Consider the following 15,470-nt stretch of genomic DNA (forward strand, 5'->3'; position numbering starts at 1 on the left):
GTTTGAGGTTTTTGTATGGCTACTCCAACGTTGAAAGCACTGCCGGCTGTTGATGACGCCCTGTTGATCAAGGCTGACAAAGCCCACTACATGCACGGCTACCACGTGTTCGACGAACACGCCGAACAGGGCGCGCTGAACATTGTGGCCGGTGACGGCGCCTATATTTACGACGCTCACGGCAACCGTTTTCTCGATGCGGTCGGCGGCATGTGGTGCACCAACATTGGTTTGGGCCGCGAGGAAATGGCTCTGGCGATTGCCGATCAGGTACGGCAACTGGCGTATTCGAATCCGTTTTCCGACATGTCCAACAACGTCGCCATCCAGTTGTGCGAAAAGCTCGCCAGCCTGGCGCCGGGCGATCTCGATCATGTGTTCCTGACCACCGGCGGCTCCACCGCCGTCGACACCGCGTACAGGCTGATTCAGTACTACCAGAACTGCCGTGGCAAACCGCAGAAGAAGCACGTCATCGCCCGGTTTAACGCGTATCACGGCTCCACCACGCTGACGATGTCGATTGGCAACAAAGCCGCCGACCGCGTGCCGGAATTCGATTATGCCAACGACAAGATCCACCACGTCTCCAACCCGAATCCTTACCGCGCACCGGACGGTATGGACGAGGCGCAGTTTCTCGAGTTCCTGATCAAGGAGTTCGAGGACAAGATCCTGGCGATCGGCGCGGACAAGGTTGCGGGCTTCTTTGCCGAGCCGATCATGGGCTCGGGCGGGGTTATCATTCCGCCCAAGGGTTACCTGAAACGCATGTGGGAAGTCTGCCAGCGCTACGACATTCTGTTTGTCGCCGATGAAGTGGTGACGTCGTTCGGGCGTCTGGGCAAATTTTTCGCTTCTTATGATCTGTTCGATGTGCAGCCAGACATCATCACCACGGCCAAAGGCCTGACGTCGGCTTATTTGCCGTTGGGCGCGTGCATCTTTTCCGACCGTATCTGGAAAGTCATCGCCGAGCCCGGCAAGGGTCGCTGCTTTACCCACGGCTTCACCTACAGCGGCCACCCGGTGTGCTGCACGGCGGCGCTGAAAAACATCGAGATCATCGAGCGCGAACACCTGCTGGAGCATGTCGAGGTGGTCGGCGCCTATCTCGAAGAACGCCTGGCAACCCTCAGCGACTTGCCGTTGGTGGGCGATGTGCGCTGCCAGAAGTTCATGGCCTGCGTGGAGTTCGTGGCCGACAAACGCACCAAGGCGTTGTTCGCCGATGAGATCAACATCGGCGAGATGATTCACTCCCGGGCTCAGGCCCGAGGCTTGCTGGTGCGGCCGATCATGCACCTCAACGTAATGTCGCCGCCGTTGATCCTGACGTGCGCCCAGGTCGATGAAATCGTCGAGATCCTGCGGGTGTGCATTCTTGAAGTGGCGGCCGAGCTTGAGAAAAGCGGCCAGTACGTCGGGCAATGAGTTCGATCAATCGGCGGTTACCCGGCGTCGGTTCTCCCGCTAGACTGCGGGGCATGAGCAAACCCAACGACGATACGCTGATCGCATTGCCCTTCGGGGCCTTGCACAAATGGCACGGCGACATGCGCGAGGCATTCGCCCATGTCGACGCGCCTGATGCGCTGCACTACCTGGCGTCGGCGTTCGGGCATCTGGTGTCCATCGAATCGGTGATGATCAGCCTCGAACACAAGGACCGTGCGCCGCAGTTGCTGTACCAGCGCGGTATCCCGGAGCAGTATCGGGACTCGATCATCGACCGCTATTTTTCCGGTGGCTACTTGCTCGACCCGTTTTGCCTGGCGGTGGAGCAGGGCCTGGCCGAAGGGTTTTATCACCTGGAGGAAATCGCCCCGGACAACTTCTTCGACAGCGAGTACTACAAGACTTATTACTTGAAGACCGGGTGTTCGGAGGACAGTTTTTACCTGATCGATACGGGGCATGACAGCCAGGTCTCGGTCAGCCTGTTTCAGGGATTTGGCGGGGAAAGCCTGCGGGCGGAGCAGTTGAATCTGTTGCGCGCGGTGGAGCCTTTGGTTCGGGAATTTGTCAGTGAGTTTGGCCGTCGTGGCCTGGTGCAAAGCGCAGTCACTGAAAGTGACGATCTGAAGCAACGCGTGCAGTCCGCCTTCGAAAACTTTGGCTGCGACGTCTTGACCGAGCGCGAGCGGGAAGTGGCGCACATGGTACTTCGGGGGCATTCGGTGAAATCCACGGCCAGCCAGATGAGCATCTCGCCGGAGACGGTGCGCATGCACCGCAAGAATCTGTATTTGAAGCTGGAAGTCGGGTCGCAGTCAGAGTTGTTTGCGCTGTTTATCGAGTGGTTGCGCCAGCACTGAACCCAAATCTACAACCCACCCCCAAACCCCTGTGGGAGAGGGGTTGAGCACAATTTTTGTGGTCAGTCTTCGCGTTTAACGACCAGGGTCAAAATGTCGTCACTGGCCACCAGTTCTTAGAAATTTCTTGAGAGTCGTGACGGCATAATCGCCGTTCTGTCCGCGTCACCAGCGGCGGCGATTTCTGGACAGCCTGATGGCTGCTTAGTAGCATCCGCCGCATACGTATCTTTCTCCTGTACGTCGACCGATGCGGACCTTTCAAGGAATCGAAAATGCACACCTTCACCCATGGCGATACAACCGTTGTTTTCACAGTCTTGAGCGGTGAAGTGGTGGGCAGCGAAAAGCTCAGCGAAACCCGCGTGACGTCCACCGGTGGCGTTCATGTGAACGGCAAGGACAGTGAAGTAACGCCGGTGCGTATCAGTTCGGTGTCGATCATCAATCATGAGTTCTGGGTCAAGACCCCGGACGGCGTCGAACACGATGTAAAGCTGCGTGGCGTGGACATTCCATTACGCACGGGTCAGGAAGTCTCGTTGATCAGTGCGTTGAAAAAGGATGGTTCGCCCTTGCACACCATTCTGCAGAATCACACGGCGTCCAAACGTTGGGTGTTGCGTGACGCCAACGCGCTGCATACCGAGCTGGAGCTGGCGCCCTTCAACTGGAAGACCGTGATGATCGTGTCCGGGTTGTGTGTCGCGGGTCTGGCTACAGGCGGGCTGGGTATCCTGGCGGGGGCGGGCTATTTTTGCTACGCGTGGTACCAGGGCTCCCAGCGCAAGAAACTGCTGGTCAGCGATTTGAATGCCTACCTCGACAAACTGGACACTTTGGCCGGTAATCGCAGCCGGGCGCCAAGTCCTGCCCACGTGGTGCAACCTTCTGCACAGGTAGAGCTCTTTGTCGAGGCAGACATCGTGATTGAGGAAGAAAGCCCTGTTGACGAAGCGAAAGCGGTTCAGAACCGCGTCGATGCTCCGGCACAAAGCCCTGCGCTGAACAGCGACAGCGTACGCCGGGCGCTGTCGCGCAATCTCTGAAGACGCAACGCAGAGCGTCCCGGGTGGCATTCCCACGCAGAGCGTGGGAACGATCAACACTTTCCCCGTAGCAGCTGTCGAGCCTTGGCGAGGCTGCGATCAGCGGACAGAAAAGCACGCAGTCTCGCCAACCTGACGTCGACCGGCTTCCAGCCCGCCGGATCTGTCGCATAATGATTCCACGGGTTTTGACTTCTGTAGTTAACGTAATCGAGTGGGTCGGACATTGATCGAACGACGGCAATTCAGCGGCGGCATGAAGGGTAAAAACCTCCGCTATCTCAACGAACCTGCGGACAAGCCTGTGCCGATAACGCGCACAGGCTTTTTGCTGCTCGAACACTTCTCGCTGCCGGCATTCACCCAGGCACTGGATACGATCGTCACCGCGAATCTGTTGCGTCCCGGCCTGTTCGCCTCGCGAACGTTTGGCTTGCATGACGGTGAGGTGGTCAGTGATCTGGGCCTGGTGATCCGGCCTGACGCGCGTTTCGATGCCGCGGCGATTCAGCAACTGGACCTGTTGGTGGTGTGTGGCGGCTACCGCACGGAGCTGAAAGTCGCCGATGACTTCGTCCACCTGCTCAGGGCGGCGGCAGAGCGCGGCGTCACCTTGGCCGGGCTGTGGAATGGCGCCTGGTTCCTCGGCAGCGCTGGCCTGCTGGACGGTTATCGTTGTGCCATTCACCCCGAGCATCGACCGGCACTGGCGGAAGTGTCCAAAGCGGCACAGGTCACCAGCGAACCCTATGTGATTGACCGTGACCGACTCACGGCGTCGAGTCCTTCGGGGGCTTTCCATATGGCGCTGGACTGGATCAAAGGGCTGCACGACAAAGCCCTGGTCGAGGGCATCGAGGACATTCTGGCGTTTGAAGAGTCGCGTTACCGGCGGATCAAACCGGCGGAAAACATCTGCGTCAGCGCGCCGTTGCGCGAGGTGGTCAAGCTGATGGACGCCAACCTCGAAGAACCGCTGGAGCTGGAACAACTGGCGGTGTACGCCGGACGTTCACGTCGGCAACTGGAGCGCCTGTTCAAGGAACAACTGGGCACCACGCCGCAGCGCTATTACATGGAACTGCGCATCACTGAGGCGCGTCGGCTGTTGCAGCACACCGAGCTGTCCCAGGTGGACGTGCTGGTGGCGTGCGGGTTTGTTTCGCCGAGCCATTTCAGCAAGTGCTACAGCTCGTACTTCGGCTACCGGCCGTCCAAGGAAAAACGGCTGGTCAAATGAACCCGCCACGCCCTCTCCCGGCAGGAGAGGGCGGCTGCGCATTTCAGGTGTGATGAAGCTCGCGGTCCTTGGTTTCCGGCAGGAAGAACGTGCCGAGAATCGCTGTCATCACCGCGATCACGATCGGATACCACAACCCGTAATAGATATCCCCGGTGGCCGCGACCATGGCGAACGCCACTGTTGGCAGAAACCCGCCGAACCAGCCGTTGCCGATGTGGTACGGCAGCGACATCGAGGTGTAGCGGATGCGCGCCGGGAACAGTTCCACCAGCCACGCAGCGATAGGCCCGTAGACCATGGTCACGTAGATCACGAGGAGGGTCAGCAGCAGCAACACCATCGGGTAGTTGGTCTTCGTCGGGTCAGCCTTTTCGGGGTAACCGGCGTCCTTCAGGGCCAGGGTGAGGGTGGCGGTGAAGGCGTCATTGCGGGTCTTGAAGTCGGCGGCCGGCAGGCTGGTGCCCTCGAAACTCTGGATGACCTTGTCGCCGATGCGCACCTGGGCGACGGTGCCCGGTTCCGCCTTCTCGTTTTTGTAGGGGATGGCCCGCTTCGCCAGCAGGCTCTTGGCGAGGTCGCAGGAACTGGTGAATCGGGCCTTGCCCACCGGGTCGAACTGGAACGAGCACTGGCCCGGATCGGCGATCACCGTGACCGGGTTCTTCTCCTGCGCAACGAATACGTCGGGGTTACCGTATTGGGTCAACGCGTGGAAAATCGGAAAGTAGGTCAGCGCCGCGAGGATGCAGCCGGCCATGATGATGCCCTTGCGGCCGATGCGGTCGGACAGGCTGCCGAAAATCACGAAGAACGGCGTACCGATCAGCAGCGAACCGGCGATTAGCAGGTTGGCGGTTTGCGGGTCGATCTTCAGGGTTTGCAGCAGGAAAAACAGTGCATAGAACTGCCCGGTGTACCAGACCACCGCCTGACCGGCCGTCCCGCCGAGCAACGCCATGATCACGATTTTCAGGTTGCCCCAACGGGCGAAGGATTCGGTCAGCGGCGCCTTCGACGCCTTGCCTTCTTCCTTCATTTTCTTGAACACCGGCGACTCGCTGAGTTGCAGGCGGATGTACACCGAGACAATCAGCAGCAGGATCGACAGCAGGAACGGAACCCGCCAGCCCCAGGCTTCGAACGCTTCGGTGCCGAGTAGGGTGCGGCAGGCGAGGATCACCAGCAGCGACAGAAACAGGCCGAGGGTCGCGGTGGTCTGGATCCACGAGGTGAAGTAACCGCGTCTGCCGGGCGGCGCATGTTCGGCCACGTACGTCGCCGCGCCGCCGTATTCACCGCCCAGTGCCAGGCCTTGCAACAGGCGCAGGGTGATCAGGATGACCGGCGCCGCCACGCCAATGGTGGCGTAGCCGGGCAGGAAGCCGACGATGGCGGTGGAGATACCCATGATGACAATGGTAATGAGGAAGGTGTGCTTGCGCCCGATCATGTCGCCCAACCGGCCGAACACAATGGCGCCGAAAGGCCTCACGGCGAAACCCGCGGCGAAGGCGAGCAGGGCGAAGATGAACGCCGTGGTCTCGTTGACGCCGGCGAAGAAGTGCTTGGCGATGATCGCGGCGAGAGAGCCGTAAAGGTAGAAGTCATACCATTCGAATACGGTACCCAGGGACGACGCGAAAATGACTTTGCGCTCCTCCTTGGTGATGCCGTGTCCGGGCGTACTGCCTGTGGTTGTACTGTCGATTGCGGCCATGGTGTTCTCCGTCTTGCTCTTGTTATAGGCCGGAGTACCTCTCATCAATTGCCGCACCCAGGCCCTGGGGCTGATGTCGTCGGATTGCAAATTGCACGAAGCAGGGCGCCGGCATTTCTGCCGGATTACTTGAAGCATAATCAGCTTCGTGCAGATATCCACTCGCCAGCCCACCGCCCTCCAATCAACGCCCGAAACGCGAACCCCTGTAGCAGCTGGCGAAGCCTGCGTCCGGCTGCTACAGGGGGCGTTTGTTTCTCAACCGGCGGTGGTTACAACAGCGAGATCGTGTAGTTGACGATAAAGCGGTTTTGATCGACGTTGCGCCCGGCATCGGTGTTGGACTTGGCGTTGCGCACGGTGAAACCGAGCCCCTTGAGCGTGCCCGATTGCAGCACGTAGTCCAGGGTCATGTCGCGCTCCCACTCGGACTGATCGCTGGCGTTGCGGGCCTTGATGTCCGTGCCCTTGAGGTACACCACCGACGCCTTCAACCCCGGCACGCCCAAGGGCGCGAAGTCATAGGTGTACTGACCGAAGTTGGTCTGTTCACCGGCGCGGGCAAAGTTCTGGATCATCTTGTCCGTGGGCAGGTAAACGCTGCCGCCACCGGCGCCCTTGTCCACCAGACTGCCCTGGTTGGGCTGGACGAAGTTGCTGCCATCGCTCACCTGTTGATGCCCCAGCGACACCGAGTGGCCGCCGTTCACGTAGGTGATCATCGCCGCCCAGGTGTTGTTGTCGATCTCGCCGTTGTTGTCCTCGGTGTAACCCGACATGCCGTAGCCTCGGGCCCGGCCGGCGGCGCTGCTGTTGGCGCCGGTCGACGTGGTGTTGAAGTAGCGCAGGTCAGTGGTGAGGGAGCTTTTGCCGTCAATCGGCAGAACGTGGACCAGCCCGAGGAAGTTCTGGTTGTAGAACTCTTCCAGCTGCGCGAAGTAGTACTGGGCCTTCAAATCCTTGGTGATGTTGTAATCACCGCCAGCGTAGTAGAACTTGTTACTGTCCTGCGTGGCGCCGGGGACCGACAGGCCGGTCCGGTCTGTCGAAGCGCGGCCGACCGCGTGTTCAAGCACGCCGCTGGTCAGCGTCAGATTTTCAATGTCGTTCGAAGTGATTTGGGCACCCGTGAATGACTGCGGCAATACGCGCGCATCGTTGGCGATGAGGATCGGTAACTTGGGCAGCAAAGTGCCGTAGCGAAACTCTGTCTTGGAGATGCGCATTTTTGCCGTCGGGCCGAAGCTGCTCCAGGCGCCCACTGCACCGTCGCCATCGGTGGGGATCATGCCGCTGCCGACGTGGCGACCATCGCCGCTGTCCAGTGTGATACCGAGCAGCGCCTGCGCATCCAGGCCGAACCCTACCGGACCTTGGGTAAACCCCGACTCGTAACGCAGCACAAAACCCTGGGCGGTCTCCTCGGTTTTCGAAGGCGCCGCGGTGCCATCGCGGTTGTCGCTGTTGAAATACAAGGTGCGCATCGACAGGGTGGCTTTGCTGTCTTCCAGAAAGCCGTGCGCGGCGGTGTCTGCGGCCTGCGCGCACAGGGAGCTGGCGGCCAGCAAGAGGGCGGTGGGGACGGTTCGGTTGTACATACGGTGCTCCTGATGATTTCTTATGATTTTTGGAGAGTCGCCGCCACCCCGAAACCGGCGCGCAGAAGGGCGCGCCCGATGAACGACCTGAGCATCAGGCCGTCGGGGTGACGTATTTTTTGAGTCGATTGGCGCGCGGTTAAATCAGGTAGGACAGGCCCACGGTCAGGCCGAAAGCGACCACGGAAATAATGGTCTCCAGCACCGTCCAGGTCTTGAAGGTCTGGGCCACGGTCATGTTGAAGTATTCCTTGATCAACCAGAAGCCGCCGTCGTTGACGTGGGAAAAAATCACCGAGCCGGCACCGGTCGCCAGCACCAGCAATTCCGGGTGCGGATAACCCAGCCCAATCGCCACCGGCGCAACAATCCCCGAAGCCGTGGTCATCGCCACCGTCGCGGAACCGGTGGCAATGCGCATCAACGCGGCGAACAGCCAGCCCATGATCAACGGCGACAAGTGAAACTCGTGGGCCAGGCTGACGATCTGGTCGGTGACGCCGGCGTCCACCAGAATCCGGTTCAGGCCGCCGCCGGCACCGACCAGCAAGGTGATGCTCGCCGTGGGTGCCAGGCATTCATTGGTGAATTTTAGAATCGATTCACGGCTGAAGCCTTGGGCAATACCCAGGGTCCAGAAGCTCAGCAAGGTCGCCAGCAACAGGGCGATCACCGAGTTGCCGATGAACAGCAAGAACTGGTTGAAGCCGCTGCCCGGCGTGGAAATCAGGTTGGCCCAGCCACCGATCAGCATCAACACCACCGGCAGCAAAATAGTCGCCATGGTGATGCCGAAGCCCGGCAGGCTGTCGCGCGGTTCGCGGTCGAGGAACTGGCGCTCCAGCGGGTTTTCCGCCGGCAATTGAATGCGTGGCACGATGAACTTGGCGTACAGCGGCCCAGCAATGATCGCCGTCGGAATGCCGATCAAAATCGCGTACATCAAGGTCTGCCCGACCGACGCCCCATACACCTGCACCGCCAGCATCGCTGCGGGGTGCGGTGGCACCAGGGCGTGAACCACGGAGAGACCGGCGACCATCGGCAAGCCGACCATCAGGATCGACACCCCGACACGCCGCGCCACGGTAAAGGCAATCGGCACCAGCAACACAAAACCGACTTCGAAAAACAGCGGCAACCCGACCAGGAACGCAATGCAGACCATCGCCCAGTGCGCGTTCTTCTCGCCGAAACGGTCGATCAAGGTCCGCGCCACCTGCTCGGCGCCGCCGGACTCGGCCATCATCTTGCCGAGCATGGTGCCCAGCGCCACCACCAGCGCGATATGCCCCAGGGTTTTGCCGACGCCCGCCTCGTAAGCGCCGACCACGCCGGACGCCGGCATCCCGGCCAGCAAGGCCAGGCCGATGGACACCAGGGTGATGACGATGAAGGGATTGAGTCGGTAGCGGGCGATCAGCACGATCAGCGCAATGATGGCGATGGCGGCATACACCAGCAGCCAATAGCCGAAGGACAGGGTCATGCGGTACTCCTCGAAAGGGTCACGTCGAATGGATTGTGAAACTCTTAAAACATTTCGAGAGGTGATTTTCAAACGAGGCGAAAGTAATTTTCGTGGAGGGATAAGGCTTGTCGCACAGAGGTACGGGTTGTCGTTGTTTTTGAAATTGGGAGAGGCGGATTTTCATCCTGCGGGGCGCGGATTCAGCGGGGGAGTCGAGGTCAGATAACGGCGCAGCAGCAATAAGCGAGGGCCAGCAAAGCGGCGACGGCAAACGCGCCTAACGCCTTGGCCATGGCATGGTGCGCCGGCGGCACAGGCTCGAGCGGGGGCTGCCAGAAGGGATCCGATAACGCTGTGCGTTGATCGTAGTGGTGGCGAATGACCTTGTAGGTGTATCGCAAGCCAATCAGCAGCATCAGCACAATCATGCTGAGTATTGCCCTGCACATCAGGGCAGGAATAGCGCCGGACTCCATTTCCTGCAGGCACGCCGCGCTGTTGACTTCCAGAACGCTGATTTGCCCGGTCTGCATATTGGGTTGCCGGGCACCCACGTGAATTGCCGACGGTTGTTCCAGTTCAACAGCCTGATACTTCCACAGGGTGGTCGAGCCTTCCCGGCAATAGGTGAACGCGACGGGGTCAGGCGCCGCCACGATGCACGCGTCGTTGATATTGAGCTTCTTCAGTGTCTGATCGGCTGACCGGGTGAAATCCAGGTCGAAGACAGGAATGATCCCGGTGGCCGAAGCGCCCACCGAAAACAGTACGCCGCCGGCGAAACTGATTGCCGAAACCTTCAAGGTGATTTTTCCTTGTTTTTCATCAGCGTAGTGAAAAGCGCACAGAGCGTGGCTCCACTTGATTCGATGAGTCTAGAAGGCGGCTGGCAGCAGGCAGTGTGGCTGCAAAAAAAGCGTAGAAAATGGCCGAAATGCCACTCGTTCCCAGTCAGGCGCCAATCTGCCCGGTTTACAAATTTTGTGATCACTGCCGACCCTGTGGGAGCGTGGCTTGCCCGCGATGGCGGCCTCAAATCGGAGTGCTGTTTAAAGGTGTTTAAGGATACTTCCTGAAAGCTACAACGCCTTGCGCCATTCCCTACGACTACGCCAGAATCCGCCGGCTTGTGTGCTTTGGACGCCCTCGGTAACTTGATTCCCGTCACTGATTCCCAGTGATCGGGTTTAGTAGCCCGAGGATATGAAGGCTGCACAAGCGTCTGTCAGACAGGTATTTCCATGCCTGTATTTTGATGGTGGCTGTGCGCAGGGCGTCCTCGGACGCGCCGGCTTTGCCTTCGTTCTCCGGTCTACTAACCTGCGTACAGCCGCCACCCCTCGTATTAGTAGCGAGGCGTGGCTGCCCGATAAGGACGAAGGTAAATATGTTCAAGGTAACGCCAAATCCGCCAGACACAGATCCGGCATCCCCCTACGAATCACTCGATTCAAAGAAGCTCCACGAAGCCGCCGAACGCGCCCTCGATCACTACCTCAACCCAGGCGCCATCAAATCCCCGGCGACCCGCAAACCCAGCACGATGTTCATGCTCGCACCGAATCTGCGGGACGAAGACCTGTTGGCCCACACCTGTGAAACATTGGCCCAGGCCAGTGTCATGACCAGCGACTTCGCGGGGTACCTGGAAGGGCCGCATCGGCATACGGCCATGGCGATCCAGCAGATCATCATGCTGGCCGAACTGGCGGCGAACCGGATGATGGATAACGTTGAGGTGCCGACGTAACCATCAGAGACCGCGTTATCGTTCTTCGCGAGCAGGCTTGCTCCCACAGGGGAATGCAATCCACTGTGGGAGCGAGCCCGCTCGCGATGGCGGCATGCCAGACAACATCACTCTCAGATCCGGAAGCTCCCCAACCAGCCGATCCACCTGCCGTTAGTTCGACGTGTAATCCATTGCCTCCAGTTAATAGGAAGCATTACTATTCGCACCCCATCCCCACAGCACACCGCAATGACCCCCAAGCTGCCCCGCAGACACGGCTTTTTCGAGCATTACGAAGAGTTGGTTGGCACCTGGACCCGTCGCCTGAGAAATCGTCAGCAGGCCGAGGATCTGGCCCACGACACCTTCGTGCGGGTGCTTGAGTCGAATTCGGTGGCGGTGGAGCAACCTCGGGCCTATTTGCACCAGACCGCGCGCAACATCGCGGTGGACGGTTATCGGCGGGAGGATCGAAGGGGCGCCATGGAGTCGCAGGCGAATGATCTCAGTGTGTCGTCGACCGGCGACCCGGAGCAGTACATGCAGGCGATCCAGTTGGCTGATTCCATCGAGCGGGCGCTCACCGAGTTGCCGCTCAATTGCCGCAAAGTGTTTGTGTGGCAGAAGATCGAAGGCCTGACCCAGGCCGAAATCGCCGAACGCCTGGGCCTGTCAAAGAACATGGTGGAGAAGTATATGATCCGCACGTTGCGGCACCTGCGCGACCGCCTTGACGGGTTGCAACCATGATTGGCAGCGCCTTCTCATCCCCAGGCCAACAGGACCTTCCATGATGGATACTCGTGATTGCGCGTGCGGGCATACAACCGTTCGGGACGACGCGGCGCGCTGGTTTGTGCGGATGCAGGAACCGGCGGTGGACGTCGTTGAATACCGGCGCTTCGAGGCGTGGCTCGGCGAACACCCTCAACATCGAGAAGAGTTCGAAGCCCTTCAAGGCTTGTGGACGGCGGCTGACCTGCTGCCGGCCGCACGTTTGCAAGCGTTGTGTGAAACCCTGCCGGCGCGACGCGCACGTCAGTCGTGGATGCGTTACGCGGTGGCCGCGAGTGTGGTGGCTGTGGCGCTGGGTCTGGGCTTGTTCAGTGGTTTGAATCACCCGGCGACTTACACCGCCGAATATTCCACTGCGTTGGGCGAACGTCGTCATGTGGCGTTGCCTGACGGCTCGGTGATCGACCTGAACAGCCGCAGCCGCATTCAGGTGAACTTTGAAAAAGACCGGCGCGGCGTCGAGTTGATCGAAGGCGAAGCGATGTTCAGCGTCGAGCACGACACCCGCCGGCCGTTTGTGGTTGATGCTGGCAACGGCCAGGTGACGGTCACCGGCACGCGTTTCGATGTGCGCCGCGATCTCAGCGAAACCCGGGTCGCGGTGGAGCAGGGGACGGTCAAGGTTCAGGGGCAGGGCGCCGAATTTGTCAGCCTGACCGCCGGCCTCGGCACGCGCATTGATGCCCAAGGGACTGTCGCGACAGCCTACGCCGTCAACCCGGCAGAACTGACCGCGTGGCGCAGCGGCAAACTGGTGTTCAACAACGCCAGCCTCAGCGAGGTGGCAGCGCAAGTGTCGCGTTATCGCGAGAAGCCGCTCACCGTCGGCAGCGACAAAGTCGGCAATCTGCGCCTGACCAGCGTGTTCAAATCCGACAACACCGACGCACTGCTCAAGGCCCTGCCGAGCATCCTGCCGGTGGCTGTGCGCACCCTCGACGACGGCAGTCAGGAAATAATCTCAAAATAAATTCAGGTTTTTTTCGAGTTCATCGTCTTCTTGTCCAACTGCAACTGGTTTGCATTAACAAACGCATATGTTTGCGATCCACAGGACATTGTTCGACGTGAATAACACCTCTGCCAAAAACAAGAAATCCCATTGGTTGCCGCTGGCGCTCGCCTTGGCGGTCAACGCTGCGCTGCCTCAGGCGTTCGCCGCCGGTGGCATTCATATTCCGGCGCAGCCATTGGGCGAGGCCTTGAGTGAGTTGGGCCAGCAGTCTTCGTTGCAGGTTTTTTTCAGTCCTGATCTGGTCGCCGGCAAACAGGCTCCGGCCGTCGACGGCGACATCTCGCCGGAACAGGCTTTGCGCCAATTGCTGCAAGGCAGCGGTCTGGACTACCAGATCAATGAAGGCTCGGTGACCCTGACGCCGGCAGCCACTGCCGCCGCCAACGGCCCGCTTGAACTGGGCATGACCGACATCAAAGTGGTCGGCAACTGGCTCGGTGATGCCGACGCCGCCGTGGTGCAGAACCATCCCGGCGCGCGAACGGTGATTCGTCGCGAAGCGATGATCGAGCAGGGCGCGATGAACGTCGGTGATGTGCTCAAGCGTGTGCCGGGCGTGCAAGTGCAGGACGCCAACGGCACCGGCGGCAGCGATATTTCCCTGAACGTCGGCGTGCGCGGCCTGACTTCGCGCCTGTCGCCGCGCTCCACCGTGTTGATCGACGGCGTGCCGGCCGCGTTTGCGCCGTACGGCCAGCCGCAATTGTCGATGGCGCCGATTTCCTCGGGCAACCTCGACAGCATCGATGTGGTGCGCGGCGCCGGTTCCGTGCGTTACGGGCCGCAAAACGTCGGTGGCGTGATCAACTTCGTGACGCGCGCGATCCCGGAAAAAGCCACCGGTGAAATCGGCACCACCCTTGAAACTTCGCAGCACGGTGGCTGGAAACACATCGACACCGCGTTTGTCGGCGGCACCGCTGACAACGGCATCGGCATGGCGCTGTTGTATTCCGGCGTCAACGGCAACGGTTACCGCGAAAGCAACAACGGCAACGACATCGACGACGTGATCCTCAAGACCCATTGGGCGCCGACCGATGTCGACGATTTCAGCCTCAACTTTCACTACTACGACGCCAGTGCCGACATGCCCGGCGGCCTGACGCAGGCGCAATACGACGCCGACCCGTTCCAGTCGGTGCGCGACTATGACAACTTCAGCGGCCGCCGCAAGGACGTGTCGTTCAAGTGGGCGCGGCAGATCGACGACCGCACCCAGGCCGAGGTACTGACCTACTACACCGACAGTTTTCGCGGCAGCAACATCGCCGCCCGCGACCAGAAAACCCTCAGCTCGTACCCGCGCACTTACTACACCTTCGGCATCGAGCCACGGGTGTCCCACGTGTTTGATGTGGGTCCGACCACGCAGGAAGTCAGCGTCGGTTATCGCTACCTCAAAGAAGCGATGCACGAAGAGTCGAGCCGTGTCGCGCTGGTGAACAATCAGCCGGTGTTGACGCCGTCCTCTGACGGCCATGTGTTCCAGGATCGGACTGGCGGCACTGAAGCCAACTCGGTGTACATCGACAACAAGATTGACGTCGGCAACTGGACCGTGACCCCGGGGATCCGCTTCGAACACATCAGCACAGACTGGCACGACCGTGCGGTGCTCGACACCGCCGGCAAGCGTGTACCGGAGAAAAACCGCAGCATCGAAAGCAACGAGCCGCTGCCGGCGCTGAGTGTGATGTATCACGTATCCGAAGAGTGGAAGCTGTTCGCCAACTACGAAACTTCGTTTGGCAGCCTGCAGTATTTCCAGCTCGGCCAAGGCGGCATCGGCGACAACACCGCCAATGGCCTGGAGCCGGAAAAAGCCAAGACCTACGAGGTCGGCACGCGTTACAACGATGGCGCGTGGGGCGGGGAAGTGACGCTGTTCTACATCGACTTCGATGACGAACTGCAATACATCAGCAATGACGTAGGCTGGACCAACCTCGGCGCGACCAAGCACCAGGGGCTGGAAGCGTCGATGCATTACGACTTGGCCGCGCTGAACCCGATGCTCGATGGCCTGACCGCCAACGCCGGTTTTACCTACACTCGCGCGACTTATGAGGGTGAGATTCCCGGCTTCAAGGGCCGTGACCTGCCGTTCTACTCGCGTCAGGTGGCCACCGCCGGGCTGCGTTACGACATCAATCGCTGGACCTACAACCTCGATGCGTTTGCCCAGTCCAAGCAGCGTTCGCCGGGCACCGGTGTGAACGCCGATGGCAGCTTCAACGGCAACTACATCACCGAAGGTTCGGCGGACGGGCAGTTTGGCGATATTCCGGGTTACGTGACGTGGAACGCGCGCGGTGGCTATGACTTTGGTTCGCAGTTGTCGAACCTGAAGCTGGGCGCCGGGGTGAAGAACATCTTCGACAAGCAGTATTTCACCCGGTCCAGCGACAACAACTCGGGGATGTATGTGGGGGCGCCGCGGACGTTCTTTGTGCAGGCTAGTGTGGGGTTCTAAAAACAAACCTGTGGCGAGGGGGCTTGCCTCCTCGCCATAGCAAGCCCTCTCACGAC

Annotated in this window: 12 protein-coding genes; 8 read left to right on the forward strand and 4 right to left on the reverse strand. The window is 60.1% G+C overall.

The annotated features are described in order from the left end of the window. Positions 1 to 15: 15 nt before the first annotated feature. The 4 genes from AB4N43_RS26265 to AB4N43_RS26280 all read left to right on the forward strand — a co-directional run bounded on the left by AB4N43_RS26265 (position 16) and on the right by AB4N43_RS26280 (position 4,607). Positions 16 to 1,434 (forward strand): aminotransferase, encoded by a 1,419-nt coding sequence (locus AB4N43_RS26265; protein ID WP_460152218.1) that lies wholly within the window; start codon positions 16 to 18, stop codon positions 1,432 to 1,434. Continuing rightward, positions 1,431 to 2,318, forward strand: a complete 888-nt coding sequence (locus AB4N43_RS26270; RefSeq protein WP_027925465.1) for a helix-turn-helix transcriptional regulator — start codon at positions 1,431 to 1,433, stop codon at positions 2,316 to 2,318. Before AB4N43_RS26265 ends, AB4N43_RS26270 begins: the two co-directional genes overlap by 4 nt. Positions 2,319 to 2,593: 275 nt before the next feature. Beyond that, positions 2,594 to 3,367: a hypothetical protein gene (locus AB4N43_RS26275; RefSeq protein ID WP_027925464.1), complete on the forward strand. Its 774-nt coding sequence runs from the start codon at positions 2,594 to 2,596 to the stop codon at positions 3,365 to 3,367. Positions 3,368 to 3,593: 226 nt separating this feature from the next. Next, positions 3,594 to 4,607: a GlxA family transcriptional regulator gene (locus AB4N43_RS26280; RefSeq protein WP_027925463.1), complete on the forward strand. Its 1,014-nt coding sequence runs from the start codon at positions 3,594 to 3,596 to the stop codon at positions 4,605 to 4,607. A 43-nt stretch (positions 4,608 to 4,650) separates the two neighbouring features. On the opposite strand, the gene AB4N43_RS26285 is transcribed toward AB4N43_RS26280, so the two are convergent. The 4 genes from AB4N43_RS26285 to AB4N43_RS26300 form a co-directional block, all read right to left on the reverse strand. Beyond that, positions 4,651 to 6,327: an MFS transporter gene (locus AB4N43_RS26285; protein ID WP_194941060.1), complete on the reverse strand. Its 1,677-nt coding sequence runs from the start codon at positions 6,325 to 6,327 to the stop codon at positions 4,651 to 4,653. 272 nt (positions 6,328 to 6,599) lie between these two features. After that, positions 6,600 to 7,925: an OprD family porin gene (locus AB4N43_RS26290; RefSeq protein ID WP_027925461.1), complete on the reverse strand. Its 1,326-nt coding sequence runs from the start codon at positions 7,923 to 7,925 to the stop codon at positions 6,600 to 6,602. A 139-nt stretch (positions 7,926 to 8,064) separates the two neighbouring features. After that, complete coding sequence (locus tag AB4N43_RS26295; protein WP_027925460.1) at positions 8,065 to 9,414, reverse strand: GntT/GntP/DsdX family permease; 1,350 nt, start codon at positions 9,412 to 9,414, stop codon at positions 8,065 to 8,067. A 200-nt stretch (positions 9,415 to 9,614) separates the two neighbouring features. Beyond that, positions 9,615 to 10,199: a hypothetical protein gene (locus AB4N43_RS26300; RefSeq protein WP_027925459.1), complete on the reverse strand. Its 585-nt coding sequence runs from the start codon at positions 10,197 to 10,199 to the stop codon at positions 9,615 to 9,617. 584 nt (positions 10,200 to 10,783) lie between these two features. Between AB4N43_RS26300 and AB4N43_RS26305 the strand changes: the two genes are divergently transcribed. The 4 genes from AB4N43_RS26305 (at position 10,784) to AB4N43_RS26320 (ending at position 15,414) form a co-directional block, all read left to right on the forward strand. Continuing rightward, positions 10,784 to 11,146, forward strand: a complete 363-nt coding sequence (locus tag AB4N43_RS26305) for a DUF6124 family protein (RefSeq protein WP_027925458.1) — start codon at positions 10,784 to 10,786, stop codon at positions 11,144 to 11,146. A 231-nt stretch (positions 11,147 to 11,377) separates the two neighbouring features. Next, on the forward strand, positions 11,378 to 11,878 hold the full coding sequence (locus tag AB4N43_RS26310; protein ID WP_027925457.1) for a sigma-70 family RNA polymerase sigma factor: 501 nt from the start codon (positions 11,378 to 11,380) through the stop codon (positions 11,876 to 11,878). Between the two features lie 40 nt (positions 11,879 to 11,918). Then, positions 11,919 to 12,893 (forward strand): FecR family protein, encoded by a 975-nt coding sequence (locus AB4N43_RS26315; protein WP_460152222.1) that lies wholly within the window; start codon positions 11,919 to 11,921, stop codon positions 12,891 to 12,893. Between the two features lie 97 nt (positions 12,894 to 12,990). Continuing rightward, positions 12,991 to 15,414 (forward strand): TonB-dependent siderophore receptor, encoded by a 2,424-nt coding sequence (locus tag AB4N43_RS26320; protein ID WP_027925455.1) that lies wholly within the window; start codon positions 12,991 to 12,993, stop codon positions 15,412 to 15,414. The last annotated feature ends 56 nt before the right edge of the window (positions 15,415 to 15,470 follow it).

This window comes from Pseudomonas sp. S2_B07, assembly GCF_054668435.1.

Excerpts from the sequence above, each read along its gene's own strand:
- AB4N43_RS26290 (WP_027925461.1), bottom strand. The coding sequence starts at position 7,925 with ATGTACAACCGAACCGTCCCCACCGCCCTCTTGCTGGCCGCCAGCTCC.
- AB4N43_RS26305 (WP_027925458.1), top strand. The coding sequence starts at position 10,784 with ATGTTCAAGGTAACGCCAAATCCGCCAGACACAGATCCGGCATCCCCC.
- AB4N43_RS26310 (WP_027925457.1), top strand. The coding sequence starts at position 11,378 with ATGACCCCCAAGCTGCCCCGCAGACACGGCTTTTTCGAGCATTACGAA.
- AB4N43_RS26270 (WP_027925465.1), top strand. The coding sequence starts at position 1,431 with ATGAGTTCGATCAATCGGCGGTTACCCGGCGTCGGTTCTCCCGCTAGA.
- AB4N43_RS26265 (WP_460152218.1), top strand. The coding sequence starts at position 16 with ATGGCTACTCCAACGTTGAAAGCACTGCCGGCTGTTGATGACGCCCTG.
- AB4N43_RS26295 (WP_027925460.1), bottom strand. The coding sequence starts at position 9,414 with ATGACCCTGTCCTTCGGCTATTGGCTGCTGGTGTATGCCGCCATCGCC.
- AB4N43_RS26275 (WP_027925464.1), top strand. The coding sequence starts at position 2,594 with ATGCACACCTTCACCCATGGCGATACAACCGTTGTTTTCACAGTCTTG.
- AB4N43_RS26285 (WP_194941060.1), bottom strand. The coding sequence starts at position 6,327 with ATGGCCGCAATCGACAGTACAACCACAGGCAGTACGCCCGGACACGGC.
- AB4N43_RS26315 (WP_460152222.1), top strand. The coding sequence starts at position 11,919 with ATGATGGATACTCGTGATTGCGCGTGCGGGCATACAACCGTTCGGGAC.